This window comes from Pseudomonas sp. NPDC098747 (assembly GCF_044760045.1).
Taxonomy (GTDB): Bacteria; Pseudomonadota; Gammaproteobacteria; order Pseudomonadales; family Pseudomonadaceae; genus Aquipseudomonas.
The window spans coordinates 93,618-118,224 of record NZ_JBIWAL010000013.1 but is presented as its reverse complement, the minus strand read 5'-3'; the positions used below and the strand labels follow the sequence as shown (position 1 = coordinate 118,224).

The 24,607-nt window shown below is 58.4% G+C and carries 24 protein-coding genes; 13 read left to right on the top strand and 11 right to left on the bottom strand.

From position 1 onward, the window contains the following. A partial coding sequence (locus ACIQVE_RS11370; RefSeq protein ID WP_402807969.1) for a hypothetical protein occupies positions 1 to 126 on the bottom strand: 126 nt, incomplete at its 3' end. 714 nt (positions 127 to 840) lie between these two features. Here ACIQVE_RS11370 and ACIQVE_RS11365 point away from each other — a divergent pair. From ACIQVE_RS11365 to ACIQVE_RS11330, 8 genes are all read left to right on the top strand, one after another. Beyond that, the gene (locus tag ACIQVE_RS11365; RefSeq protein WP_402807954.1) at positions 841 to 2,862 is read left to right on the top strand and encodes a type VI secretion system tip protein VgrG; all 2,022 of its coding nucleotides are present in this window, start codon (positions 841 to 843) and stop codon (positions 2,860 to 2,862) included. After that, positions 2,859 to 3,707 carry a DUF4123 domain-containing protein gene (locus ACIQVE_RS11360; RefSeq protein WP_402807951.1) on the top strand — a complete coding sequence of 283 codons (849 nt, stop codon included), beginning with the start codon at positions 2,859 to 2,861 and terminating at the stop codon, positions 3,705 to 3,707. The genes ACIQVE_RS11365 and ACIQVE_RS11360 overlap by 4 nt, the downstream gene beginning before the upstream one ends. Beyond that, complete coding sequence (locus ACIQVE_RS11355) at positions 3,704 to 4,495, top strand: hypothetical protein (protein WP_402807948.1); 792 nt, start codon at positions 3,704 to 3,706, stop codon at positions 4,493 to 4,495. The genes ACIQVE_RS11360 and ACIQVE_RS11355 overlap by 4 nt, the downstream gene beginning before the upstream one ends. After that, complete coding sequence (locus ACIQVE_RS11350) at positions 4,492 to 5,328, top strand: hypothetical protein (RefSeq protein ID WP_402807945.1); 837 nt, start codon at positions 4,492 to 4,494, stop codon at positions 5,326 to 5,328. Before ACIQVE_RS11355 ends, ACIQVE_RS11350 begins: the two co-directional genes overlap by 4 nt. Next, entirely contained in the window at positions 5,325 to 7,661 is a 2,337-nt protein-coding gene (locus ACIQVE_RS11345) for a lipase family protein (protein ID WP_402807942.1), read from the top strand. Before ACIQVE_RS11350 ends, ACIQVE_RS11345 begins: the two co-directional genes overlap by 4 nt. A 233-nt stretch (positions 7,662 to 7,894) precedes the next feature. Then, positions 7,895 to 8,527, top strand: a complete 633-nt coding sequence (locus ACIQVE_RS11340; protein ID WP_402807939.1) for a CDP-alcohol phosphatidyltransferase family protein — start codon at positions 7,895 to 7,897, stop codon at positions 8,525 to 8,527. Beyond that, positions 8,514 to 9,113, top strand: a complete 600-nt coding sequence (locus tag ACIQVE_RS11335; RefSeq protein ID WP_402807936.1) for a lysophospholipid acyltransferase family protein — start codon at positions 8,514 to 8,516, stop codon at positions 9,111 to 9,113. The genes ACIQVE_RS11340 and ACIQVE_RS11335 overlap by 14 nt, the downstream gene beginning before the upstream one ends. Continuing rightward, positions 9,110 to 10,054, top strand: a complete 945-nt coding sequence (locus ACIQVE_RS11330) for a phosphatidate cytidylyltransferase (RefSeq protein ID WP_402807935.1) — start codon at positions 9,110 to 9,112, stop codon at positions 10,052 to 10,054. The genes ACIQVE_RS11335 and ACIQVE_RS11330 overlap by 4 nt, the downstream gene beginning before the upstream one ends. 99 nt (positions 10,055 to 10,153) lie before the next feature. Here ACIQVE_RS11330 and ACIQVE_RS11325 read toward each other — a convergent pair whose 3' ends face one another. The 3 genes from ACIQVE_RS11325 to ACIQVE_RS11315 form a co-directional block, all read right to left on the bottom strand. Further along, positions 10,154 to 10,429 carry an HU family DNA-binding protein gene (locus ACIQVE_RS11325; RefSeq protein ID WP_003213368.1) on the bottom strand — a complete coding sequence of 92 codons (276 nt, stop codon included), beginning with the start codon at positions 10,427 to 10,429 and terminating at the stop codon, positions 10,154 to 10,156. Between the two features lie 190 nt (positions 10,430 to 10,619). Continuing rightward, positions 10,620 to 11,768, bottom strand: coding sequence for an NAD(P)/FAD-dependent oxidoreductase (locus tag ACIQVE_RS11320; protein ID WP_402807932.1), 1,149 nt, complete (start codon positions 11,766 to 11,768; stop codon positions 10,620 to 10,622). A gap of 21 nt (positions 11,769 to 11,789) precedes the next feature. Next, positions 11,790 to 11,957: a rubredoxin gene (locus ACIQVE_RS11315; protein ID WP_402807931.1), complete on the bottom strand. Its 168-nt coding sequence runs from the start codon at positions 11,955 to 11,957 to the stop codon at positions 11,790 to 11,792. A gap of 200 nt (positions 11,958 to 12,157) precedes the next feature. On the opposite strand from ACIQVE_RS11315, the gene ACIQVE_RS11310 reads away from it, so the two are divergent. Together ACIQVE_RS11310 and ubiA are read left to right on the top strand one after the other, a co-directional pair. After that, positions 12,158 to 12,718 (top strand): chorismate--pyruvate lyase family protein, encoded by a 561-nt coding sequence (locus ACIQVE_RS11310; RefSeq protein WP_402807929.1) that lies wholly within the window; start codon positions 12,158 to 12,160, stop codon positions 12,716 to 12,718. After that, positions 12,718 to 13,608: a 4-hydroxybenzoate octaprenyltransferase gene (gene ubiA / locus ACIQVE_RS11305; protein WP_402807926.1), complete on the top strand. Its 891-nt coding sequence runs from the start codon at positions 12,718 to 12,720 to the stop codon at positions 13,606 to 13,608. Before ACIQVE_RS11310 ends, ubiA begins: the two co-directional genes overlap by 1 nt. A gap of 92 nt (positions 13,609 to 13,700) precedes the next feature. On the opposite strand, the gene ACIQVE_RS11300 is transcribed toward ubiA, so the two are convergent. Further along, complete coding sequence (locus tag ACIQVE_RS11300) at positions 13,701 to 14,087, bottom strand: hypothetical protein (RefSeq protein ID WP_402807925.1); 387 nt, start codon at positions 14,085 to 14,087, stop codon at positions 13,701 to 13,703. Positions 14,088 to 14,238: 151 nt separating this feature from the next. Between ACIQVE_RS11300 and phoB the strand changes: the two genes are divergently transcribed. The 3 genes from phoB to ACIQVE_RS11285 all read left to right on the top strand — a co-directional run bounded on the left by phoB (position 14,239) and on the right by ACIQVE_RS11285 (position 17,752). Further along, on the top strand, positions 14,239 to 14,928 hold the full coding sequence (gene phoB, locus ACIQVE_RS11295) for a phosphate regulon transcriptional regulator PhoB (protein ID WP_007896474.1): 690 nt from the start codon (positions 14,239 to 14,241) through the stop codon (positions 14,926 to 14,928). A gap of 74 nt (positions 14,929 to 15,002) precedes the next feature. Beyond that, positions 15,003 to 16,289, top strand: coding sequence for a phosphate regulon sensor histidine kinase PhoR (phoR, locus tag ACIQVE_RS11290; RefSeq protein ID WP_402807966.1), 1,287 nt, complete (start codon positions 15,003 to 15,005; stop codon positions 16,287 to 16,289). Positions 16,290 to 16,411: 122 nt separating this feature from the next. Continuing rightward, entirely contained in the window at positions 16,412 to 17,752 is a 1,341-nt protein-coding gene (locus tag ACIQVE_RS11285; protein WP_402807922.1) for a hemolysin family protein, read from the top strand. 181 nt (positions 17,753 to 17,933) lie between these two features. On the opposite strand, the gene ACIQVE_RS11280 is transcribed toward ACIQVE_RS11285, so the two are convergent. The 6 genes from ACIQVE_RS11280 to ACIQVE_RS11255 all read right to left on the bottom strand — a co-directional run. Beyond that, a complete protein-coding gene (locus ACIQVE_RS11280; RefSeq protein ID WP_402807919.1) occupies positions 17,934 to 18,830 on the bottom strand; it encodes a peptidoglycan DD-metalloendopeptidase family protein in 897 nt (298 codons plus the stop codon). Between the two features lie 207 nt (positions 18,831 to 19,037). Beyond that, a complete protein-coding gene (locus ACIQVE_RS11275) occupies positions 19,038 to 19,994 on the bottom strand; it encodes a response regulator (RefSeq protein ID WP_402807917.1) in 957 nt (318 codons plus the stop codon). A 176-nt stretch (positions 19,995 to 20,170) separates the two neighbouring features. Continuing rightward, positions 20,171 to 20,932, bottom strand: coding sequence for a phosphate signaling complex protein PhoU (phoU, locus tag ACIQVE_RS11270; RefSeq protein WP_402807915.1), 762 nt, complete (start codon positions 20,930 to 20,932; stop codon positions 20,171 to 20,173). 71 nt (positions 20,933 to 21,003) lie between these two features. Further along, entirely contained in the window at positions 21,004 to 21,837 is an 834-nt protein-coding gene (pstB, locus tag ACIQVE_RS11265; protein ID WP_402807912.1) for a phosphate ABC transporter ATP-binding protein PstB, read from the bottom strand. Between the two features lie 184 nt (positions 21,838 to 22,021). Beyond that, positions 22,022 to 23,692 (bottom strand): phosphate ABC transporter permease PstA, encoded by a 1,671-nt coding sequence (pstA, locus tag ACIQVE_RS11260; protein ID WP_402807910.1) that lies wholly within the window; start codon positions 23,690 to 23,692, stop codon positions 22,022 to 22,024. Between the two features lie 16 nt (positions 23,693 to 23,708). Then, the coding region (locus ACIQVE_RS11255) for an ABC transporter permease subunit (RefSeq protein ID WP_402807907.1) at positions 23,709 to 24,607 on the bottom strand (899 nt) is incomplete at its 5' end.

Sequence of the window (24,607 nt, the reverse complement as noted above, 5' to 3'; positions counted from 1 at the left end):
CAGCTCGCTTTCCAGTGCCTCGAATTCGCTCGAAAAACGAACGTCTTCGCCCGCGAAATTCTCTTTGGAAACAGAGACTTTGGCGAGTTCGAGGTAATGGGCGGAAAGTTTGCTTGAGTAGGACATCCATGGCCTTTATTAAGGATTACAGTCAGGCGCCAATTGGAGATACGGCGGCGCGGGACAGTATCGAAGAGCAGTGACAGAACTCATCCAATTGAGTGTGTGCTCTTTCAAGTGGGCGCATCGTAATCACTATGATGGCCACTAGCAAGCATCCGGTTAAACAACAAGACGAACTGTTGATTGGCGCTTGTAGGAGATCGCCCTATATATGACAAGGGATTCCCTGACATCGATTTATATTGCATGCATTTTCCCTGCCCCCTCAGAACCCCTGATCCAGAGCGGCCCGATCGAGCTTGACCGCACCGACCCGAACGCCCACTCCATTTCACGGCGGCAAGCATGACAACACTTTGAAAAAATAGAAGTAGGACTCTTCTGAAAATTTGCTGGTTGCTACCCATAACTCACTGGTGACAACGGTCAACTACAAAAGTGCCATCAATTTGATGGCAATTCATATTTTTGAAACTTTACGCCCCCGCAAATACTGCACATCCGTGCTAACTCAATAATTATCGAAGTTCTTTCCTACAGTCCTTTCCTTCAATTCACCCAGCCACTTCATGCCCGGAATACTCTGACAAATGTCAGAGATACTTCTTACATCATTTTATTTCCCGCGTTGCTAGCTTGGCTTGGCAAATTCTTTTTGCGTGGCGATCACGGACGATCGAACACCGCGCATCGACTCACTTGCTTAAGGACAAGCGTATGTTCAATGCAGGCAATTGCGCGCTATTCACCCTGCAAATCCCCGCCGTTCGGCACGACTTCAAGGTGCTTGCCTTTAACGGCAGCGAAGCCATCAGCCAGCTTTACTCCCTCCGAATCGAACTGGTCAGCGAGCATCCGGACTTCGATCTGGAGAGCCTGCTCAGCCAGCCTGCGTTTCTACAATTCGGCCTCAATGGCGAAGGTCTTCACGGGCGTATCGAAGATGTGATGGTGGCAGAGTCCGGTAAACGCCTGACTCGCTATGAGCTGACGCTGGTGCCGGCGTTGCACTATTTGCAGTTCAGTCAGGATCAGCGGATTTTTCAGAATCTTACGGTGCCGCAGATCATCGCACGGGTACTCAAGGGGCATGGCATTCAGCCGGACGACTTCACCTTCAATATCATCCCCAACCCGGAGCGTGAATACTGCACGCAGTACGGCGAAAGCGACTTCGTGTTCATCCAGCGTCTATGTGCCGAAGACGGTATCGCCTGGCATCACCAGCACTCGCCGAACGGGCATTTGCTGGTGTTCAGCGACAGTCCGGTGTTTTCCCCGTCGCTGGGCCCAACCCCATTTCAGCCAGACAGTGGCATGGTTGCGCAGCATCAGGTGGTCAATCACTTGTCCATGCGGTTCAACACTCGTACCAGCACCGTCACCCGACGCGACTATGACCTGAAGCGACCGAGCCTGTTGCTGGAAAGTCGCTTCACTGCAGAGTTCACACCCGAGCTCGAGGACTATCGCTACCCGCTGTTGATGACATCAGAGAAAAATGCCAAACAACTGGCCCGCCAGGCCTTGGAGCGGCACCGTCGCGACTATCTATTGGTCGAAGGCAAAAGCAATCAGGCCACCCTGCGCAGCGGCTACCTGTTTGACCTGACCGGGCACCCGCGCCCGGACTGCAACGATCTGTGGTTACTGGTGAGCCTTATCCACGAAGGCAAGCAACCGCAATCATTGGAGGAGGCCAGCAGCGACGTCAAACCTGCCGATGGCTTTACCCAAGGCTATCGCAACACCTTCACAGCCATTCCGGCGGAGGTGTTTTATCGCCCGCCTCTACCCCCGCGAAAACCCGTGCTGGTGTGCCAGACCGCCCGTGTCACCGGCCCGCCCGGCGAGGACATTTTTTGCGATGAGTACGGCCGGGTTCGGGTTGAATTCCCATGGGATCGTACCGAACTCAATAGCGAAAAAAGCAGTTGCTGGCTGCGCGTGGCATCAAATTGGGCGGGTGAAGGTTTTGGCGCAGTGACTGTTCCGAGGATCGGAATGGAAGTGGTCGTACTCTTTGAGGAGGGTGATCCAGACAAACCGCTGATCACTGGCTGCGTACCCAACAAGATCAAGTCCGTCGCTCATCAACTGCCCGAAAACAAGACCCGAACTGTGCTGCGCAGTCAAAGCTCGCCGCGTAACGGTGGCTATAACGAGTTGTCGATAGAAGACCGTGCCGGACAGGAAAAAATCTACCTCCGCGCCCAGCGCGACATCGAGCAATTAGTCCTCAATGACAGTCACAGCCTGATCACACGAGACCACTTTGAACAGGTTGGCAATGACAGCACCAGCCTGATCAAGGGTAAGGAGTTGCGCACCATTCACGGTGTACGCAGCACGGTGATCAATGCCGATGACCTGTTGACGGTAAGCGGAACCAGCAGTCAGTCCGTCGGGGCACTGGTGATTCAGGCCGGACAGCAGGCGCACATCACCGCCAGCAACGTGGTGATCGACGCGGGCATGAGCCTCACGCTAACGGCGGGTGGTCATCACATCGTGATCAACGCTGCCGGAATTTTCAGCAGCGTACCCATCGTCGAGGGCGGCGCGCCCATGGCGGGCATCGCACCGGTTCAAGCCTTGCAGGCTATGGCCAGCCGGAGCATCCCTGCCATCGCCACACCGTTGTCCATCGTCAGCGCCGCCCGCCAGCAGGCGGCCGATTACTGCCCGCTCTGCGAGGCGTGCCTGGCGGGGCAGTGCCCGATTGGAGAAGTCGCATGAAGCCAATCGAACAATGGCTGCAAGAGCAGCATCGAGCCGAGCGCGATCTCTATCTGATGCTCGATATCGAGGGTCAGATGGATGAACGGGCTGCACTGCTAAGCGAACTGGGTGTTGAGCAGTATCGCAATCTGTATGTCGGGACGGCGGCGAACGCACTGGCGCAGTCGGGGCCGTTGCTGTTTCAGATTGATTCCATTCGTAATCCAGCGATCCAGACCCTGCTCGACAGGCCCCAGCGGAACTGGGGCTGGCTGGCAAGCGCCAGCCTCGTCGAGCTGGAGGTTTTGGCCGCGCATTGGCGCGAGCGACTGATTACCGGTGAGCCTCCCAGCCAGGCGCTGTATCGCGTACAAGACAATCGCGTACTGGGCCGCGCGCTCGCCCATCTGCAACCAGAGCAGTACGCCGATTTTCTGGGGCCGATGACCAGCGTCTGCTACTGGCACGACGGGCAATGGAGGGTCGCCGACAATCCCGATCCCGGCGTACACCCATTGCCGGCCGATCCGCCGTGGCTACTGACCCCGAAATCGGAGCTGGTTTACGCCAACGTGCTGTTCGATAACGCCCGCCGCTATCTGGTTGGCGAACACACCGAGGCGATGACCAGACTCGCGGAGCAACTGAATGTGGATGACTGGTTATGGGGGCAGATCCAGCGGACTCGCCTGTGGGGCTGGCAAGCAACGGAGCAAGTGCATTTCTTGCTGACCCAGAGTTTGCAGCTGCCGGGGTATCTGCCGCCCAAGTCGTGGCTGCCAAAACCTGAAGAAGACCCGGCGGCGCATTTTGAGCGGGTGTATCAGCAGGTGCTGTATTGGCAGGGGGAGGTTCGTTTATGAGCGGTGCATTTCGATTTCTGGCAATTGGCAGTTGCCTCGCACTGAGCGTGGGTTGTTCGGCTGCGGGCAAACCGAACGCTTTTACTTTTGTTCCGGACTTCCCGCCCAACTTCAAGTACGACCTGACGGCCACCTACGTGCCCGCCAAAGATCAGACATGCTCGGTGCCGGGTGGAAAAGGCACTCAGCTTGGGTTCAATAAAACCAACATGAAATATGAAGGCACATCAGAAATCCCGCTTTACAGAACCGTAAGCGACTGCCCGCTGGCGCTGAACCATGTGGAGATCAAGGTCATCGGCGTTTTTGGCCCTGGACGAAGTAACAGCAGCTATGACTACGCCTCATTTGCCGTTCGTCCAGAGTTGCTGGAACGACAAATGGGGACTTTCAGAGATGACGAGACAGCTGAATTCTTCGGTGAGTGCATGTGGTTTTTTCGCACCGTCAGTCCCAAGCGTTACCTCATAAAAATGTTGAGATGCAAAAAAATGGATACACAGGGCAATGTCGGGCAAAGCCGCCCTTCCACGGCGTACACGCTGACTCAGCTAGCGGGAATAACCGTAAGGCTGAAGATCAAGTTGGCTGATGACGAAAGGCCCGGCTGGGGTGACACCTGGGTTGAAGTTCCCGGTGGCTGGAAGCGCTGTTTGGGTGACGGCATGGAAGATCAGCGTGGTTACTGCAATGGAAATCACAAGGACTTCAGCACCTTCAGGATGGTGGATGAGCGCGTTTGCACCATTTACCCCGACTGCACGGAAAACAAGGATGCAATACCATGACGGATCAAAAAACACCGCATTCGCGGGTGTATTTCCTGCACTTCAAACGAATCCTTCAATGTCTGACATTGAGCACTTGCCTTGCTCTGACCGTGGGTTGCTCAGCTGTCAGCAAACCGAACACATTCACCTTTGTTCCTGACTTCCCGCCCAACTTCAAATACGAACTGAAAGCCATCTACCTGCCCCTCGAAGGAGAAACGTGCAGAGTGGCGGGAAAGCCGGATTTCTGGGTCAGCTTCAATAAACCCAATATGGAATACGTCAGCACTGCGGAAATTGAGCTGTACAAAACAGCGAGCGACTGCCCGCTGGTGCTTAACCATGTGGAGATCAAGGTCATCGGCGTTTTTGGCCCAGGACGAAGTAACAGCAGCTATGACTACGCCTCATTTGCCGTTCGTCCGGAGTTGCTGGAACGACAAATGGGTACTTTCAGAGATGACGAGACAGCTGAGTTCTTCGGTGAGTGCATGTGGTTTTTTCGCACCGTCAGTCCCAAGCGTTACCTCATAAAAATGTTGAGATGCAAAAAAATAGATACACAGGGCAATGTCGGGCAAAGCCGCCCTTCCACGGCGTACACGCTGACTCAGCTAGCGGGAATAACCGTAAGGCTGAAGATCAAGTTGGCTGATGAGGAAAGGCCCGGCTGGGGTGACACCTGGGTTGAAGTTCCCGGTGGCTGGAAGCGCTGTTTGGGTGACGGCATGGAAGATCAGCGTGGTTACTGCAATGGAAATTACAAGGACTTCAGCACCTTCAGGATGGTGGATGAGCGCGTTTGCACCATTTACCCCGGCTGCACGGAAAACAAGGATGAGACCCAATGAGCATTGAACCGTTAGATCCGAGCATCGCTGCTTTTATGCAAGGGAACATCCATGCCTGCCCAAAGCGTGGACATTCGACGAGTTTTCAATTAGTGGACGAGTTCGGTGACGGCAAACCCTACACCGGTTTGGCCTACGAGATCATCGATTATGAAGATACCGTCTACACGGGCAAACTGGACGCCACAGGTTCCGGAAAGGTAGATGACCATTACTGTGGCCCAGTGGTACTAAAGCTCAATCAGCCGTTCAACGGAACAGAACCACTCTATAAAGATTTGAGGGCAAGAGAGCACTACCCCCTCCCCATCACCGAACTCCAGGTCCGCGCCGAAAAAACCCGTTTCTTCAACAAATCAGGCGTGCGCACCCAAGCCAACCCCGCAAAAGACGTAGCCGCAAACGCTGCCTACTACCAGGTTGAAGTGAGCGAACTGGTCAAACATGTGGCGCACTTGCCACCACTGGCCCATCGTAGTGATCCGCCGAATATGGTGGTTCACAAACTCATGCGATCCGCCCCCAAAACCAGAGCTTTCGCGCAGGGTGATACAAGCGCCCCGGACAGTGGCGCGAGCGCGATCTTCAGTCAGGGAGAACTGGCCACGGTCGAGTTGGGGTTTTTTCCGCCACCGCCCAAACCCAAAGGCATTGCCCTGCTGCCGAACAAGCATCATGTGCTGGAGGTGCGCCCCATGAGGGCGTTGCGCCCGATGTTGTCGACCGGCAACGAATTCTGCGCACTCAATCTCTATCAACTGTCGTTGATGGCAACCCTGAGTTACACCGACTTCGGACAGGAACCGAACACACAGCCGGTCAAGACCGACAGCGTGAGTTTCCCCTTGCAACCCAGCAGCGGCAACTGGTTCGGCCATGCCCTGCCGCAGTTTGATGAGTTGTGGAACGTCGATGCCACGCAAACGAAGAAGTATTACCCGCTGTATGAAGAGGTGCCTTATTCGAAACGTCTGGAAGTGGTGCCGTTCGATCCATTGCTCTATCCCGAGGTAAACAATCCCGACTTGGGCGATCAGCAGGAGCACCCGGCCAAACTGCACTTTTTCGATGATCGCGATAAAGACAACAGCACAGACACCCAGGCCTTCATCACCCATCACGACGAGTTGATATTGATCAGCGTACGCGGAACCAGCGAACTGGGACCCGATGCCATGCGTGATGGAGATGCCTATCAGGTTCCTTTTGAGGAAGGAGAAGGCAAGGTACACCGCGGTTTCTACGGCGGCGCCCAAGCGGTTTACCCGTTTGTGGTGAGTTATCTGGAGAGATTCTACAGCGGGCAAAAACTGCTGATTACCGGACACAGCCTGGGCGGGGCGATCGCACTGATCTTGTCCGAGATGCTGCGACGCGATCCACAATACTTACCGCAGATCGTGCTCTACACCTACGGCGCTCCTCGCACCGGCGACACCACCTTCATCAATAGCGCCCAGCCGCTGATCCACCATCGCATCGTCAACCAGAACGACCCGGTACCCAGCGTACCCGCCACCTGGATGAACACCTATGCCAAACCCAAGCAGATGTACACCGCCAACGGAGTGTTGTTGGCCCTTCACCCGGTCGCCGGGTTTGCCTTGCTGGTCTGGGGAATAACCAACTTCTTTGGTGACGATTACGGCCATCACGGTGAACTGCGCCACTTCATGCCAGTGGTGTTCGGCAGGGAACACAAGTCATCCATTCTCTGGCAGCCGGGTTGCAGCATCATCAACGATCATGGCTGCGCCGAAGCCTTGCGAGAGATCGATGGATCGCCCAAGCGTGGCTCATTTCTGGAGCAACTCGTCGCAGCGGGCGATCACTCGATGGTTGGCAGCTACATTCCCGGCTGCTGGGCCAGCCTGCGCCGCTGGCAGGAGGCACAGCAACTGAAACGTTCACTGGTGACGCCGCGGGAGTTCGATTGGGTGAGTGGCGCATTGAACAATATCGGAAAGCAACTGCGTGCAGTTGAGCGCGAAATCCGAGCCCACCCCAGCGCCTATGTCCGCCACGAGGAAAGAAACCACAAAACCACTGTTCTCAACAATGAAATAGAAAAGATCAAAATAACCCAGGCTCGACTGGTGGCTTTGCGCCGCCAACGAGTTACCGAGGCCGACGTTTACGGCAGCCACGCCGACCAGCCCGAGTGGGTTCAGGAAACCCTACGGCGCTGGAACGCTCACCCGGAAAACATTGTTCAAGAACAACTGGCGATGATTCCTCCCGCCGCCCAGGACAACGATGCAGAGATTGCCGCAATGACCGGAGGGCATGCCGTGGGGGCGCCATTTCGTCTCGATATTGATTCCATCGTGTAGCCCTCTCGGATCAACAAGGACGTACTGATGCTCTCGTCACCTTCAAACTTGCACCTCGCCACTGCATGTCCATCGCCGGAAAAAAACACATTTGCCCGGTTTAACCGCAGAACTCTAGGGCAAACCTGCGCGGTGATCTGAACCCGAAGAGACAAGCAGATAGGCCAGCACCATTCCCGGCCTACGGTCACACTACACACCTCGCAACTCATCACTGATACGGACATTGGCAAATGGATGAAAACAGAAGACCCATCAAGACGCGCTCGGCAGGCTGGGCGAGGCGCATCACGGACGAATTGGTAAAACGCGACATTTCCCCCAATCAAATTTCCGTCGTCAGCATGCTCTTCGCACTTTTCGGCGCGGTGACGCTGAACATCGACAACGGGGTGGCTGGCTCGATCTGCTGCGTCATCGGTATTCAATTGCGGCTGTTGTGCAATCTGTTCGACGGGATGGTGGCAATAGAGGGCGGCAAGCAATCGGCTATCGGCAGTTTGTACAACGAGTTCCCCGACCGCGTGGCAGACAGTCTCCTGATCGTCGGGCTTGGCTACGCCATTGGACAGCCGGATCTGGGCTGGTTCGCCGCATTGGCCGCCGCGCTTACGGCGTATGTTCGAGTGTTTGGCGGTTCGCTCGGGCTCAAGCAGAGCTTCATCGGACCGATGGCCAAGCAGCACCGGATGGCGGTGATGACCGTCGGCCTGTTGTTAAACGCGGTCGAAGCAAGCCTCTATGCAACGCACTATGTGTTGCTGATTGCGCTGACAATCATCGCCATCGGTTCCGTCGCCACCTGCGTCACTCGCACGCTGACCATCTCCAGACAATTGAAGGGAATCACCCATGTGGATCAGTAATGCACTGATTTCAGTACTGCGCTTTTTGATCGGCGTAACCGCCCGCTGGGAAAGTCCGCCGGATCTTTCGCGCCAGCGCATCTATTACGCTAATCACACCAGCCACATGGACACCCTGGCGATCATCGCCGCATTGCCGCCAGAGGCTCGTATCAACGTCAAACCGGTTGCCGCTGCCGATTATTGGGGCAAGAACCGCTTTCTGTCGTACATCTCTCAGAAGGGTTTGAACGCGGTTTTGATCGAGCGCAATCCGGCGCCGGGCGTCAATGTGCTGGAGCCGATTTTCGATGTGGTGCGGGCTGGCCATTCGATCATCATTTTCCCCGAAGGCACTCGCTCGACGCAGGCATTGCCGGCGGAATTCAAATCCGGAATTTTCCGTTTGGCCGAGACGTTCCCGAAAGTCGATCTGGTGCCGATCTACCTTGAAAACCTGCACCGCTCGATGCCAAAGGGCAAACATGTGCCGCTACCCATCATCTGCACCATTCGTATCGGTGATCCGCTGCAGAGGATTGCAGGTGAAGAGAAACAGGTGTTCCTGGAGCGGGCGCGTGAAGCCATCGTGAGGTTGTCGAAATGAGTCTTGAAACCAAATTTCTGTGGTTTTTCGCGGCCATCGCCTTGCTGCTGGCAGTGGCTTCGCTCATCGGCCGCCTACTAGCCAGACGAGCAAAAAGCGAAAGCTCTATCTCAACTATTGAAAACCTCAACCAGCGCGTGAACGCCTGGTGGGGGATGGTCATCATCTTCTTTGTTTCCTGGCTGCTCGGCCCCAATGCGACCGTCGTGCTGTTCGGTTTTATCTCGCTTTTTGCACTACGCGAGTTTATTACCCTGACCCCCACCGCACGCGGAGACCATAACGCACTGTTTTCCGCGTTTTTCATCCTGATCCCATTGCAGTACCTGCTGATCGGCACCCATTGGTACTCGATGTTTACCCTGCTGGTGCCGGTGTATGCGTTCCTGTTATTACCGGCGATAGCCGTGCTCAGCCAGGACACCGAGGGTTTTCTGGAGCGCACTGCGAAGATTCAGTGGGGCGTGATGATCTGCATCTACTGCATCAGCCACGCGCCGGCGCTATTGCTGCTGGATCTGCAAGGGTTCCACGGTCAGAACGCGCTACTGCTGTTCTATCTGGTATTTGTGGTGCAGATGAGCGATGTGCTGCAGTACGTGTTCGGCAAGCTCTTCGGCAAACACAAGGTTGCGCCGCTGGTGAGCCCGTCGAAAACCGTTGAGGGTTTAATTGGCGGGGGCTTGAGCGCGACGCTGATCGGTGGCTGCATGTTCTGGATGACGCCATTCAGCTTTTGGCAATCGCTGCTAATGTCACTTGTCATCGTGGTGATGGGCTTTCTTGGCGGGCTGGTGATGTCTGCGATCAAGCGCAGCCTGAGCGCCAAGGATTGGGGCACGATGATCAAGGGCCACGGCGGCATGCTCGACCGCATGGACTCGATCTGCTTCGCGGCGCCGATCTTCTTTCATCTGACGCGGTACTTCTTCTCCGCCTGACCCGATAGATTGCGCCAGCCATAAAAAATGGGCACCCGACCGCAATCGGTGTGCCCATTTTTTTGCGGTTCTCCCCGTTATTCAGGGAGTTCGCCGCAATTATGGATTAACGCTGTCTTTCAACGACTTGCCTGGCTTGAACGCAACGGTGTTGCTGGCCTTGATTTTCACCGGCTCGCCGGTTTGCGGGTTTTTGCCGGTGCGGGCGCCGCGGTGGCGTTGCAGGAAGGTGCCGAAGCCCACCAGCGTGACGCTGTCCTTGCGGTGCAGAGCGCCGGTGATTTCTTCGAGAACGGCGTTGAGCACGCGGTTGGCCTGTTCTTTGGTCAGATCTGCTTTTTCAGCGATTGCAGCGGCGAGTTCTGGTTTACGCATTAGTGAAGCCCCTTTGACGGTTTTTTGTTGTTATGTCCGTGCTGTTCTCGTTGGAACAGCGCCCAAGGCGCCGCAGGCTCTACTCTGCGGCAGACGGGAGTGAGAATGGCACGCGGATACGGGCGGCGCCAGTCTCCCCACGACCTTTGTAGGGGCAAAAGCTGGGTGATTCCGACAGAACGACCGGTATTTACGCCAGCAGGGCCGGAAGCTGTTTGTTCAGGGCGAGTTTTTCCATTACCGCCGCACCGGTCAGGGCATAACCCAGCAACTGACCGTCAGCACCGTGGCACAGAGCCTTGATGTCGGCGCCCTGCCCCTCGACGCTCCAAACCCCTTCGCTGCCCCGTGGGGGTGGCGACACCACCAGCGGACAGACCGGAGTTTTCACGGTGATCGGCATCGGGCCGTAACTCACCGCCGTCGGGTTTCCCGCCAGCGTTTGTGCCAGCGCTCGCGCACAACTCATGAGGGGCATCACGTACAACAGATTCAGCCCATCGACCTCGGCGCAGTCGCCCAGGGCGTAGATATTGGCGTGGGATGTTTTCAGCTGCCGATCAACCACGACACCGCGATTGACCTGCACACCGGCAGCCGCCGCCAGATCGATGCGCGGGCGCAGGCCGATGGCCGAGACCACCACGTCGCAGGGGATGACCTGACCGTCGGACAAATGCGCTTCCAGGCCGTCGGCAACTTTGTGCAGACGGGTCAGCACCGGGCCGAGGTGGAATTTTGCGCCAAGGCTTTCCAGCCCGGACTGCACCGCTGCCGCCGCCGCTGGATGCAGCAGCATCGGCATGACTTGCTCGCAAGGTGCAACCAGTTGCACCTTGTAGCCACCGAGAATCAGATCGTTTGCGAACTCACAGCCGATCAGCCCGGCACCGAGCACCAGCACGCGACGCTTACCGGCCGCTGCTACGCGAAAACGTGCGTAGTCTTCGAGATCATTGATCGGGAACACCCGATCGGCGCCGTCGCCTTCAATCGACACGCGTACGGTTTCCGCGCCCCAGGCGAGGATCAGGTCGCGATAAGCCACCGATTCTTCGCCGATCCACAGGCGCTTGTGGCCCGCGTCGATGCCGCTGATGCGCGTGTGCGTGCGCACTTCGGCCTTCAACTGCTCGGCCATCGCGCCTGGTTCGGCCATGCTCAGGCCATCGGCGTCCTTGCTCTTGCCGAAACCGGTGGAGAGCATCGGCTTGGAGTAAGAGCGACCGTCGTCGGCGGTAATCAGCAGCAGCGGTGTTTCGCTGTCGAGCTTGCGAAACTCCCGGGCCAGGTTGTAGCCCGCAAGCCCGGTGCCGATGATGACGACTGGTGCGCTCATGCCTTGTTCCCTCAGTTTTTCTTAGTTGATTTCGATCATTTCGAAGTCCATCTTGCCGACGCCGCAGTCCGGGCACAGCCAGTCTTGCGGCACGTCCTGCCATTGGGTGCCCGGCGCAATGCCGTCATCCGGCCAGCCGTCGGCTTCGTTATAGATCAGGCCGCAGACCACACATTGCCACTTTTTCATTCAGGTACTTCCTCAGGATTCAGGCTTTTACCGGCGCGGAGGGTCGATGGGTGTTGCGCTGCCATCCGGCTCAGGGCGTTTTGTACTGATGGTGCCGGGCAGATGCAAGCCTGTTCGGTGCAACGGCGACCCGGATCAATCAATACCGCAGCATGCCATGGTAAGCTCGCCGCCTCATTTGCGGCCAATAATGACTCATTGTGCAACAGACAAATTCCTCCCCGGCCCCGCTCTGGCTGCCCCAAAGCCGACTGACGCCCCTCCCCGATTCGTCGACCCTGAACTGGTTGTTCGACGAAGATTCGCTGACCCGCCGCCTGACCCGTTTGTCCAACGATGGCTTTAGTGTCACGCCGCTGTTCGAAGGCTGGGACATCTTGCGCGGCGATGAATGCGCCGCGCTGAATCTGCCTGAAGGCAGCGAAGGCTGGGTGCGCGAGGTGTATTTACGCGGCCATGGCCAAGCTTGGGTGTTCGCTCGTAGCGTGGCATCGCGCAGCGCATTGCAGGGCGACGGCTTGCACATGGATGAGTTGGGCAGCCGTTCGCTGGGCGAACTGCTGTTTTGCGATCAAGCCTTCCAGCGGCGCGCCATTGAAGTCTGTCACTACCCGGAACAATGGCTGCCGCCAGCCGCCAGAGCGCCTGGGCTGTGGGGCCGTCGTTCGCGTTTCGACCGTGGCGCATTGAGCGTGCTGGTCGCGGAAATTTTCTTGCCGAGCCTGTGGAGCGCCGCCCGCGCTCATCCGGAGAACTGCTGATGTACCAGAGCCTGCTCAAATCCCTGAACCGTCTTAACCCGCGCGCCTGGGATTTCATTCAGTTGACGCGCATGGACAAGCCGATCGGCATTTATCTGCTGCTGTGGCCGACCCTGTGGGCGTTGTGGATTGCCGGCAAGGGTTCGCCGTCGCTGGCCAACGTGGTGATTTTCGTCCTCGGCGTGGTGCTGACCCGCGCCGGTGGCTGCGTGATCAATGACTGGGCCGATCGCAAGGTCGACGGCCACGTCAAACGCACCGCGCAACGGCCCCTGGCTGCCGGCAGGATCAGCTCAAAAGAGGCGCTGGTGTTCTTTGCGCTATTGATGGGCGTAAGTTTCCTGCTGGTCCTGTGCACCAATGCGCCGACGATCTGGTTGTCGCTGGGCGGTCTGGCGCTGGCCTTCACTTATCCGTTCATGAAGCGCTACACCTATTACCCGCAAGTGGTGCTGGGTGCGGCGTTTTCCTGGGGTATGCCGATGGCGTTCACCGCAGAGACCGGCGAGTTGCCGGCGGCGGCGTGGCTGCTGTGGATCGCCAATCTGTTGTGGACGGTGGGTTACGACACTTATTACGCGATGACCGACCGCGATGACGATCTAAAGATCGGCGTGAAATCCACGGCGATTCTGTTCGGTGAGGCGGATCGGGTGATCATCCTGACCCTACAGGCGCTGTCCTTGGGCTGCCTGTTACTGGCCGGGTCGAAATTTGAGCTGGGGATCTGGTTCCAACTCGGCTTGCTGGTGGCCGCCGGCTGCTATGCGTGGGAGTTCTGGTACACCCGCAGCAAGGACCGGATGCGCTGCTTCCAGGCGTTTTTGCACAACCATTGGGCCGGATTGGCGATTTTTGTCGGCATCGTGCTGGATTACGCGCAGCGCTGACCGAATGCAAAAATCGCAGCCAGTGGTAGCGCCTACAGGGTTTACAAACTCCCGTGCAGGGCGTGCCGCAGGCTGCGAGCGTTTTGCAGCGGTTATTTCTGCGATTCGCGAACGACGTGCCAGACGCTTTTCATCTTGTCGCCTGTCATGTCTCCAGGCTTCTCGTCTTTCATGAAGGTGTAAAGCGGTTTGCCGTCGTAGGCGTATTGCATCATGCCGTCATCGCGCTTGATGACACTCCATTTGCCGTCAGCCTTGGCGTCCGCCGGCGCCATCAATGGTGGCCAATTCTTGGCGCAGTCGTCGTTGCACATCGATTTGCCGCCAGCGTCCTTGTCGAACGTGTAAACGGTCATGCCTTTGTGGTCGACCATCATGCCGTCTTTCATCATGGCCGGATCGGCGGCCATCGCCAGTCCAGGCAGAGTCAGGGCGGCAGCCATCAGCAACGCTTTGAAGGAAACAGTCATTTGAGTCATGGAAACCTTCTTTTGTGGTTGTCAGGATTCGGACTTAAAGCTTAGTTGAGGATCCGCACAATCGCCGCCGAGCTAAAATACTGTCACACGACTGCAATAATTCCGTTATCTAATGCGGCGCAAGACAGTTAAATGACAAGAGGATTAACCCATGGTTGGCAGGAGCATTCTGATCGTCGACGACGAAGCGCCCATTCGCGAGATGATCGCCGTGGCGTTGGAAATGGCCGGCTATGACTGCCTCGAGGCGGAGAACTCGCAGCAGGCGCACGCCATCATCGTCGACCGCAAGCCGGACTTGATCCTGCTCGACTGGATGCTGCCCGGCACCTCCGGCATCGAGCTGGCCCGTCGTCTGAAGCGTGACGAGCTGACCGGGGACATCCCGATCATCATGCTCACCGCCAAGGGCGAAGAGGACAACAAGATCCAGGGTCTTGAAGTCGGCGCCGATGACTACATCACCAAACCGTTTTCCCCGCGCGAACTGGTTGCCCGCCTCAAAGCCGTGCTGCGCCGCGCCGGTCCGACCGATGGCGAAGCGCCGATCGAAGTCGGCGGCTTGCTGCTCGACCCGATCAGCCACCGCGTGACCATCGATGGCAAGCCTGCCGAGATGGGCCCGACCGAATACCGTCTGCTGCAATTCTTCATGACCCACCAGGAACGCGCCTACACTCGCGGCCAGTTACTGGACCAGGTCTGGGGCGGCAACGTCTATGTTGAAGAGCGCACGGTCGACGTGCACATCCGACGCCTGCGCAAGGCCCTCGGCGACGCCTACGAAAATCTGGTACAAACCGTGCGTGGCACCGGCTACCGGTTTTCCACCAAGGCCTGATTCGACCGCCAGACTCGCTGACAAGGACCGTATTTTCCGTGAATCAAAACTGGCATGGCACCCTGATTCGCCACATGCTGCTGCTGGTCACCGCCTGTCTGGTGATCGGTCTGATCACCGGCTACTGCGGCTGGAGCCTCGCGGCGGGCCTGGGTATTTACCTGGCCTGGACACTCAAGCAATTGCTGCGTTTGCACGAGTGGCTGCGCCTGCACCAACCCGATGAAGCACCGCCCGACGGCTATGGTCTGTGGGGCGAAGTGTTCGACAGCATCTATCACCTGCAACGCCGCGACCAACGCGTGCGCGGGCGCCTGCAAGCGGTGATCGACCGGGTTCAGGAGTCCACCGCCGCGCTGAAAGACGCGGTGATCATGCTCGACAGCGACGGCAACCTCGAATGGTGGAACCGCGCCGCCGAAACCCTGCTCGGGCTCAAAACCCCACAAGACAGCGGCCAACCGGTGACCAACCTGGTGCGCCACCCGCGCTTCAAGGAATACTTCGAGCAGGACAGTTACGCCGAGCCGCTGGAAATCCCCTCGCCGACCAACGATCGCGTGCGCATTCAGCTGTACCTGACCCGCTACGGCAACAACGAACATTTGATGCTGGTGCGCGACGTCACGCGCATTCATCAGTTGGAACAGATGCGCAAAGACTTCATCGCCAACGTCTCCCACGAATTGCGCACACCGCTGACCGTGATCTGCGGCTATCTGGAAACCCTGCTCGACAACGTCGAGGAAGTGAACCCGCGCTGGAGCCGAGCCCTGCAGCAGATGCAACAACAGGGCGGGCGCATGCAGACGCTGCTCAACGACTTGTTGCTGCTGGCGAAGCTGGAAGCCACCGATTATCCGTCCGACAACCAACCGATTCAGATCGACACGCTGTTGCAATCGATCACCAGCGACGCGCAGCAATTGTCCGGGTCGAAAAACCAGCGCATCACGCTGGAAGCCGACACCAGCCTGTTGCTCAAGGGCAGCGAGGCGGAACTGCGCAGCGCGTTTTCCAATCTGGTGTTCAACGCGGTGAAGTACACCCCGGCCGAGGGCAATATCCGCATTCGCTGGTGGGGCGACGATCAAGGCGCACACCTGAGCGTGCAGGATTCCGGGATCGGCATCGACAGCAAACACCTGCCACGCCTGACCGAACGTTTCTACCGCGTCGACTCCAGTCGCAACTCCAATACCGGCGGCACCGGGCTCGGTCTGGCTATCGTCAAACACGTGTTGCTGCGCCACCGCGCGCGCATGGAGATCAGCAGCGTGCCCGGTCATGGCAGCACGTTCACCTGCCATTTCGCCCCGGCGCAGGTCGCTCACGCACGGGCAATCAGCACCACCGAGTGATACCGGCCAGCACGCGCCACTAGGCAATCGCCAAGTCAGCCGCTACATTGGCTGACTTGTGCCTGCCTTTCAGGCGCGGCTTTTACCTCTTTTGAATCACACGGAACCCGCAAAACTCCATCATGGACCCTTCCCCTGGCTTGTCCCTCGCTACAATTTTCGCCGATTTCGGCATGATCCTTTTTGCTCTGATCCTGGTTTTGCTCAACGGCTTCTTCGTTGCGGCGGAATTCGCCATGGTCAAACTGCGCTCGACACGGGTCGAGGCCATCGCTGACAAGAACGGCTGGCGCGGGCACATCCTGCGCACCGTACACAGTCAGCTCGATGCTTACCTCTCGGCGTGTCAGCTCGGTATCACCCTCGCCTCGCTGGGTTTGGGCTGGGTCGGTGAGCCAGCGTTTGCGCACATTCTCGAACCGCTGTTGAGCGCGGTCGGCGTGCAATCGCCGGAGATCATCAAAGGCGTGTCGTTCTTCACCGCGTTCTTCATCATCTCCTACCTGCACATCGTGATCGGTGAGCTGGCGCCCAAGTCGTGGGCGATCCGCAAACCCGAGCTGCTGTCGCTGTGGACGGCGGTGCCGCTGTATCTGTTCTATTGGGCGATGTACCCGGCGATCTACCTGCTCAACGCCAGCGCCAACGCGATTCTGCGTATTGCCGGCCAAGGTGAACCCGGCCCGCACCACGAACACCATTACAGCCGCGAAGAACTAAAACTGATCCTGCACTCCAGCCGTGGCCAGGACCCGAGCGACCAGGGCATGCGTGTTTTGGCCTCGGCGGTGGAGATGGGCGAACTGGAAGTGGTCGACTGGGCCAACTCCCGCGAAGACCTGATCACGCTGGAATTCAACGCGCCGCTGAAAGAAATCCTGGCGATGTTCCGTCGCCACAAGTTCAGCCGTTATCCGGTCTACGACAGCGAGCGCCAGGAGTTCGTCGGCCTGCTGCACATCAAGGATTTGCTGCTGGAACTGGCGGCGCTGGATCACATTCCCGAGTCGTTCAACCTGGCTGAGCTGACCCGCCCGCTGGAGCGCGTGTCGCGGCACATGCCGCTGTCGCAGTTGCTGGAGCAGTTCCGCAAGGGCGGCTCGCACTTCGCCGTGGTCGAGGAGGCGGATGGCAACATCATCGGCTACCTGACCATGGAAGACGTGCTGGAAGTGCTGGTCGGCGACATTCAGGACGAACACCGCAAGGCTGAACGCGGAATCCTCGCCTATCAGCCGGGCAAGCTGCTGGTGCGCGGCGACACGCCGTTGTTCAAGGTTGAACGCCTGCTGGGTATTGACCTGGACCACATCGAAGCAGAAACCCTCGCAGGCCTGGTCTACGAAACCCTGAAACGGGTGCCGGAAGAGGAAGAAGTGCTGGAAGTCGAAGGCTTGCGGATCATCATCAAGAAGATGAAAGGGCCGAAGATTGTGCTGGCGAAGGTGTTGATGCTGGATTGACGCGCGTTTTGGGGGGCTCTTGTGGCGAGGGGATTTATCCCCGTTGGACGGCGCAGCCGCCCCAAAACTATTGAATGCAGTCAGTTAGTACAGCGTTGCAATATTTGGGGCCGCTTCGCAGCCCAACGGGGATAAATCCCCTCACCACAAAAGCCCTCAACACAAATATTCCATATCGCGCCTACTGTTTGCCCAACGCAAAGTTGGGCAACGCCCCCAGCGGCTGGTTGAACTGATACGGAATCGACACCAGCCCTGCTCCGCTATTGCGCTGTACCACAAAGTGCAGATGCGGGCCGCTGCTGTTGCCAGTGTTGCCCGAAAGCGCCAGGGGACTACCCACTTTCACCCGCTGCCCTTCGCGCACACTCACCGAACCTTGCTTGAGATGCAGGTACACGCCCATCGTGCCGTCGTCGTGCAGCACCCGCACGAAATTGCCGGACGCATCATTGCCGCGCCCGCTCTGCGAATTCTCGGTTTTCACCACCATGCCCGCTCGCGCCGCGATGATCGGCGTGCCGACTGGCATGGCGATGTCCATCGCATATTTGTTCTTCGGCCCATAGTGGCTGTACTTGCCGTTGGCGCCCTGACTCAAACGGAACGGCCCGCCACGCCACGGCAGCGGATAGCGATAGCCCTGCGCCGTTCCGGCAGGATCGCCGAGGGAATAGTGAAACTGCGGCGAATACACCATTGGCTGACCACCGGACACCGCCTTAAGCAACGCCAACCGTGTATTGCTGCGCGCCGGCAGCACCCGGCGAATGGTTTGAGTCGGCGCGCCACGCACATTGCTCAGTCCGGTAAACGCCAGCGCTATCTCAACCGGCGCGTACAGGTCGTTGCGCACGAACACTACGTCGACGCCCTTCTGTTTCTTGATGTCGAGGTAGACCTGGCGCTCGAGCCGCTCGACCATCCGGTCCTGAAACACGAACACCTGGGAACCTTTGCTCGGACGGTCGCTGTACGAGACCACTCCGTTGGCATCGGTGGATTTGTAGATGGTCATGGCCACGGCAAAATTGGAAGCTATGAGAAGACCACTGAAAAACAGCAGGCGCGCGAGCATGGGCAAGAGTCTGTCGAAGTAAGGCTTGGGAAAGAGCCTAGCAGGTGAGACAGACCAGGGTAGTGGGCAGATGTTTCAAATTGGGCATTGCGGGAGATGGGTGGTGCAATCGAAGGCCCCTTCGCGAGCAAGCTCGCTCCCACAGGTTCGGCGTGATCCATGTGGGAGCGAGCTTGCTCGCGAAGGCGGTCTGTCAGGCGACGGAGATCAGGCGCCGGGTACGAAGTGCTTCTGCGCCGTGCCGCGAGCGATCAGGCGGGAGATGTAGTCGAGTTTCTGCGCGTCCTGGTCGACGAAGCGGAAGGTCAGTTGCAGCCAGTCGCTGTCAGGTTTCTGCTCAAACGCGACGATGGCGTGCAGGTAGCCATTGAGGCGGGCGATTTCGGCGTTGTCACCCTGCTCCAGGTCGAGCACAGCGCTATCGAGGATCTGCGGAAGGGTGTCGGTGCGTTTCACCACCAGCAACGCTTCCTTGATGCTCAGAGCCTTGATCACGCATTGCTGCGTGCCGCTTGGCAGACGCAGTTGACCCTGGCCACGACCGCCGACAGGCGCTTTCGACGCGGCTGGCGCCTGGATCGGCGGGCTGTTGAGCAAACCACGGGACGGCGCTGCGGCTGGCGCTGGAGCGGCCGCAGCAGGTTTGGCGAACGGGTTGACCGGTGCGGCTGCCGGGGCACCACCCAGCACGGCAGGCTTGCCGCCGGTCAATGCGCTCAGGGAATCATTACCGAACGCCGAGTTCATCTTGGTCGGCGCACTGTTCATCAGGGTGTCGAGCTTGCCGACCTTGTTCAGCGCCTGCTTGACCTTGGTCAGCAACTGCTCGTTGGTGAACGGCTTGCTGACGTAGCCGGAAACGCCGGCCTGAATCGCCTGCACGACGTTTTCCTTGTCGCCACGGCTGGTAACCATGACAAACGGCATGGTCTTGAGATTGTCCTGCTCTCGGCACCAGGTCAGCAGCTCCAGGCCAGACATTTCCGGCATTTCCCAGTCGCACAGGACCAAGTCGAAGGCTTCACGGGCCAGCATGGCCTGGGCCTTCTTGCCGTTAATGGCGTCCTCGGTGCGGATCCCCGGGAAGTAATTACGCAGGCACTTTTTCACCAGGTCACGAATGAACGAAGCGTCGTCCACAACCAACACACTGATCTTGCTCATCCAACACCCCTATTAAAATCCCGGCAAGCATAACGCTGGCTGATGGCACATTGCCAAAACTCTTCAGTCACGCCGGGACTTTTCGTTCGCGGGTGCTGCTTTTTAATTCGATTGATTCAAAAGCACCGGAAACAAAAACGCCCGGCCAAAGGGCCGGGCGCTTTTCTCAGGCAATCTTACTTATCGTCAGCAACGCCCGGAACATTAGCGGTTTCGCCACTTGTGCCTTCAACTTCTTCCTTCATGCGCTTGAGGCCCATGTGGCGAACGTCGGTGCCGCGCACCAGATAGATCACCAACTCGGAGATATTGCGTGCGTGGTCGCCGATGCGTTCCAGCGAACGCAGCACCCAGATGATGCTCAAGACCCGCGAGATAGAGCGCGGGTCTTCCATCATGTACGTCGCCAGTTCACGCAGCGCGGTTTTGTACTCGCGGTCGATGATCTTGTCGTATTGCGCAACCGACAAGGCCAGATCGGCGTCGAAACGGGCAAACGCGTCTAACGCATCACGGACCATGTTGCGCACCTGGTCGCCGATGTGGCGAACCTCGACGTAACCGCGCGGCGCTTCGCCTTCTTCGCACAACTGAATAGCGCGGCGGGCAATCTTGGTGGCTTCGTCACCAATGCGCTCCAGGTCGATCACCGACTTGGAAATGCTGATGATCAGACGCAGGTCGGACGCCGCCGGCTGACGACGGGCCAGAATGCGCAGGCATTCTTCGTCGATGTTGCGTTCCATCTGGTTGATCTGGTCGTCGATCTCGCGCACCTGCTGAGCCAGGCCGGAGTCGGCCTCGATCAATGCCGTGACTGCGTCGTTGACCTGCTTCTCGACCAGCCCGCCCATGGCCAAGAGGTGGCTGCGCACTTCCTCAAGCTCGGCGTTGAACTGGGCGGAAATGTGGTGGGTGAGGCCTTCTTTACTAATCATGGTGGCGTCCTTGGAGCGTCCAGTAAGGTGCGGTGGGCCGCAGCGTCAATTCTGTGAATAACCCGCAACTGTTAGCCATAACGACCGGTGATGTAGTCTTCGGTCTGCTTCTTGGCCGGATTGGTGAACAAGGTATCGGTGTCGCCGAATTCCACCAGTTTGCCCATGTACATGAACGCCGTGTAATCGGACACCCGCGCAGCTTGCTGCATGTTGTGGGTCACGATAACGATGGTGAACTTGGATTTCAGCTCGTAGATCAGCTCTTCGACTTTCAGGGTCGAGATCGGGTCGAGTGCCGAGCACGGTTCGTCGAGCAGCAGGACTTCCGGCTCAACCGCGATGGTGCGCGCGATCACCAGACGTTGTTGCTGACCACCGGACAGGCCGAGTGCCGACTCGTGCAGACGGTCTTTGACTTCGTCCCACAGCGCCGCGCCTTTCAGTGCCCACTCGACGGCTTCGTCGAGGATGCGCTTCTTGTTGATGCCCTGGATGCGCAGACCGTAAACCACGTTTTCGTAGATGGTTTTCGGGAACGGGTTCGGCTTCTGGAACACCATGCCGACGCGACGACGCAGTTCGGCCACATCTTCGCCCTTGCGATAAATGTTGTTGCCGTACAGGTTGATCGCGCCTTCGACACGGCAGCCGTCAACCAGATCGTTCATGCGGTTGAAGGTGCGCAGCAGCGTGGACTTGCCGCAACCGGACGGGCCGATGAACGCGGTCACGCGCTGTTTCGGAATGTTCATGCTGACGTCGAACAGCGCTTGCTTATCGCCGTAGTACAGGCTCAGGCCCGGTACTTCGATGGCAACGGTTTCCTGCTCGAGGTTCAGGCTCTGCTTGTCGCGGCCCAGGGCAGACATGTTGATGCCGTGGGTATGGGTCTCGTGCTGCATGGGATATCCCCTGTGCTAACAAATTCGTTTCTATGAACCACCGGCATAGCCAATGGGTTACTCAAAATCTGTGGCTTGCGTCGATCCTTGTGGGAGCTGGCTTGCCAGCGATTGCATCAACGCGGTGCTACTGGCTGACCGAGTCGCCTGCATCGCTGGCAAGCCAGCTCCCACAGGATTTGTATTAACTATCCAGCGCTTTGTATTTTTCGCGCAGGTGGTTACGGATATAAACGGCCGACAGGTTCAACGTCGCGATCACCAGCACCAGCAACAGCGCCGTGGCGTACACCAGCGGGCGTGCCGCTTCGACGTTCGGGCTCTGGAAGCCGACGTCATAAATGTGGAAGCCCAGGTGCATGATCTTCTGGTCCAGGTGCAGGTACGGATAGTTGCCATCCACCGGCAGCGACGGCGCCAGTTTCACCACACCCACCAGCATCAGCGGCGCGACTTCACCGGCGGCACGGGCCACCGCGAGGATCATGCCGGTCATCATTGCCGGACTGGCCATGGGGATGACAATCTTCCACAAGGTCTCAGCCTTGGTGGCGCCGAGGGCCAACGAGCCTTCACGCACGGTGCGAGGAATCCGCGCCAGACCTTCTTCGGTGGCCACGATCACCACCGGCACCGCCAGCAGCGCCAGCGTCAGCGAAGCCCAGAGCAGACCCGGCGTACCGAAGGTCGGTGCCGGCAATGCTTCCGGGAAGAACAAGCGGTCAACCGAACCACCCAACACGTAAACGAAGAAGCCCAGACCGAACACGCCGTAAACGATCGCCGGAACGCCCGCCAGGTTGTTCACCGCGATCCGGATGATCCGGGTCAGGGTGTTCTGCTTGGCGTATTCACGCAGGTACACCGCCGCCAGCACGCCGAACGGAGTCACGATCATCGCCATGATCAGGGTCATCATCACGGTGCCGAAGATAGCCGGGAAAATCCCGCCTTCGGTGTTCGCTTCACGCGGGTCGTCCGACAGGAATTCCCAGATCTTGCTGAAGTAGAAACCGACCTTGGTGAAGGTACTCATCGCGTTCGGCTGGTAAGCGTGAACCACTTTGCCCAGATCGATTTGAATCTCTTTGCCGTTGGCGTCGCGAGCGGTCAAAGCGTCGCGGTTGAACTGCGCATGCAGATCGGCAAGACGGGCTTCGATGTCCTGATAGCGGGCATTGAGCTCGGCACGCTCGGATTCCATGTCGGCTTGCGCGGCGGCGTCGAATTTACCTTCAAGTTCCAGTTTGCGACTGTGCAGACGGATGCGCTCCAGCCCTGCGTTGATCGCGCCGATGTCGGTTTTTTCCAGCGACTTGAGCTGTGCAGCGAGACCATTGACGCGGTTGATCCGCGCTTGCAGTTCAGGCCAGGCAGCTTCGCCCTCAGCAATAACCTTGCCGTCCTGTTTGACGTTGACCAGGTAGCCGTAGAAATTGCCCCACTCGCGACGCTCAATGGCCATCAGCTCCGGCGGCGTCTTCTGGTTGGTCAGCCACTCGCCGACGATCCAGGTGAAGTCGTTGCCGTTCAGGTCACGGTTGCCGACCTTGATCAGCTCGCGGGTCATGAATTCCGGGCCAGCGTCCGGCACCGGCAGACCGGCACTCTTCAGACGGGCACGAGGCACTTCTTCTTTCTGCACCACTTCGCCGACCACAAGGTGCTGGGCCTGGCCCGGCACGTCGTAGCTGGCGTGGATCAGATCCGCCGGCCAGAAGTGACCCAGACCGCGCACGGCAATCACTGCCAACAGGCCAATGGTCATGATGACCGCGATGGACACCGCGCCACCGCTGATCCAGACGCCCGGGGCGCCGCTCTTGAACCATCCTTTCAGGGAGTTCTGTTTCACAGACTTCTACCTTTGCTTAAAGCGACGAGTATTTCTTGCGCAGACGCTGACGAATCAGTTCTGCCAGGGTGTTCATGACGAAGGTGAACAACAGCAACACCATCGCCGAGAGGAACAGCACGCGGTAGTGGCTGCCGCCGACTTCCGACTCGGGCATTTCCACCGCGACGTTGGCGGCCAGGGTGCGCAGGCCTTCGAACAGGTTCATTTCCATGACCGGGGTGTTGCCGGTGGCCATCAGCACGATCATCGTTTCACCGACCGCGCGGCCCATGCCGATCATCAGCGCCGAGAAGATGCCCGGGCTGGCGGTGAGGATCACCACGCGAGTCATGGTCTGCCACGGTGTGGCACCAAGGGCCAGCGAACCGAGGGTCAGACCGCGCGGCACGCTGAACACGGCGTCTTCGGCGATCGAGTAGATGTTCGGGATCACCGCAAAACCCATGGCCAGACCCACCACCAGAGCGTTGCGCTGGTCGTAGGTGATACCCAGATCGTGGGAGATCCACATGCGCATGTCACCGCCGAAGAACCAGTTCTCCATGAACGGGCTCATGTATAGCGACAGCCAGCCCACAAACAGGATCACCGGGATCAGCAACGCACTTTCCCATCCATCCGGGACTCTCAGACGAATCGACTCAGGCAGGCGGCTGAAGGTGAAACCGGCGACCAGAATGCCGATCGGTAGCAACATCAGCAGGCTGAAGATGCCCGGCAAATGCCCTTCTACGTAAGGTGCGAGGAACAGGCCGGCGAAGAAACCGAGGATCACCGTCGGCATCGCTTCCATCAGCTCGATCACCGGTTTGACCTTGCGGCGCATGCCCGGGGCCATGAAGTACGCGGTGTAGATCGCAGCGGCAACGGCCAGCGGCGCGGCCAGCCGCATCGCGTCGACCGCGGCGTTCA

What these genes read in the sequence shown, in the direction of transcription:
- ACIQVE_RS11285 (WP_402807922.1), top strand. Translation starts at nt 16,412, where the DNA reads ATGGACCCTTCCCCTGGCTTGTCCCTCGCTACAATTTTCGCCGATTTC.
- ACIQVE_RS11280 (WP_402807919.1), bottom strand. Translation starts at nt 18,830, where the DNA reads ATGCTCGCGCGCCTGCTGTTTTTCAGTGGTCTTCTCATAGCTTCCAAT.
- ACIQVE_RS11345 (WP_402807942.1), top strand. Translation starts at nt 5,325, where the DNA reads ATGAGCATTGAACCGTTAGATCCGAGCATCGCTGCTTTTATGCAAGGG.
- ACIQVE_RS11340 (WP_402807939.1), top strand. Translation starts at nt 7,895, where the DNA reads ATGGATGAAAACAGAAGACCCATCAAGACGCGCTCGGCAGGCTGGGCG.
- ACIQVE_RS11315 (WP_402807931.1), bottom strand. Translation starts at nt 11,957, where the DNA reads ATGAAAAAGTGGCAATGTGTGGTCTGCGGCCTGATCTATAACGAAGCC.
- ubiA (WP_402807926.1), top strand. Translation starts at nt 12,718, where the DNA reads ATGTACCAGAGCCTGCTCAAATCCCTGAACCGTCTTAACCCGCGCGCC.
- ACIQVE_RS11355 (WP_402807948.1), top strand. Translation starts at nt 3,704, where the DNA reads ATGAGCGGTGCATTTCGATTTCTGGCAATTGGCAGTTGCCTCGCACTG.
- phoU (WP_402807915.1), bottom strand. Translation starts at nt 20,932, where the DNA reads ATGATTAGTAAAGAAGGCCTCACCCACCACATTTCCGCCCAGTTCAAC.
- ACIQVE_RS11275 (WP_402807917.1), bottom strand. Translation starts at nt 19,994, where the DNA reads ATGAGCAAGATCAGTGTGTTGGTTGTGGACGACGCTTCGTTCATTCGT.
- ACIQVE_RS11320 (WP_402807932.1), bottom strand. Translation starts at nt 11,768, where the DNA reads ATGAGCGCACCAGTCGTCATCATCGGCACCGGGCTTGCGGGCTACAAC.
- ACIQVE_RS11365 (WP_402807954.1), top strand. Translation starts at nt 841, where the DNA reads ATGTTCAATGCAGGCAATTGCGCGCTATTCACCCTGCAAATCCCCGCC.
- ACIQVE_RS11330 (WP_402807935.1), top strand. Translation starts at nt 9,110, where the DNA reads ATGAGTCTTGAAACCAAATTTCTGTGGTTTTTCGCGGCCATCGCCTTG.
- ACIQVE_RS11325 (WP_003213368.1), bottom strand. Translation starts at nt 10,429, where the DNA reads ATGCGTAAACCAGAACTCGCCGCTGCAATCGCTGAAAAAGCAGATCTG.
- ACIQVE_RS11360 (WP_402807951.1), top strand. Translation starts at nt 2,859, where the DNA reads ATGAAGCCAATCGAACAATGGCTGCAAGAGCAGCATCGAGCCGAGCGC.
- phoR (WP_402807966.1), top strand. Translation starts at nt 15,003, where the DNA reads ATGCTGCTGCTGGTCACCGCCTGTCTGGTGATCGGTCTGATCACCGGC.
- ACIQVE_RS11300 (WP_402807925.1), bottom strand. Translation starts at nt 14,087, where the DNA reads ATGACTCAAATGACTGTTTCCTTCAAAGCGTTGCTGATGGCTGCCGCC.
- pstB (WP_402807912.1), bottom strand. Translation starts at nt 21,837, where the DNA reads ATGCAGCACGAGACCCATACCCACGGCATCAACATGTCTGCCCTGGGC.
- phoB (WP_007896474.1), top strand. Translation starts at nt 14,239, where the DNA reads ATGGTTGGCAGGAGCATTCTGATCGTCGACGACGAAGCGCCCATTCGC.
- ACIQVE_RS11350 (WP_402807945.1), top strand. Translation starts at nt 4,492, where the DNA reads ATGACGGATCAAAAAACACCGCATTCGCGGGTGTATTTCCTGCACTTC.
- ACIQVE_RS11335 (WP_402807936.1), top strand. Translation starts at nt 8,514, where the DNA reads ATGTGGATCAGTAATGCACTGATTTCAGTACTGCGCTTTTTGATCGGC.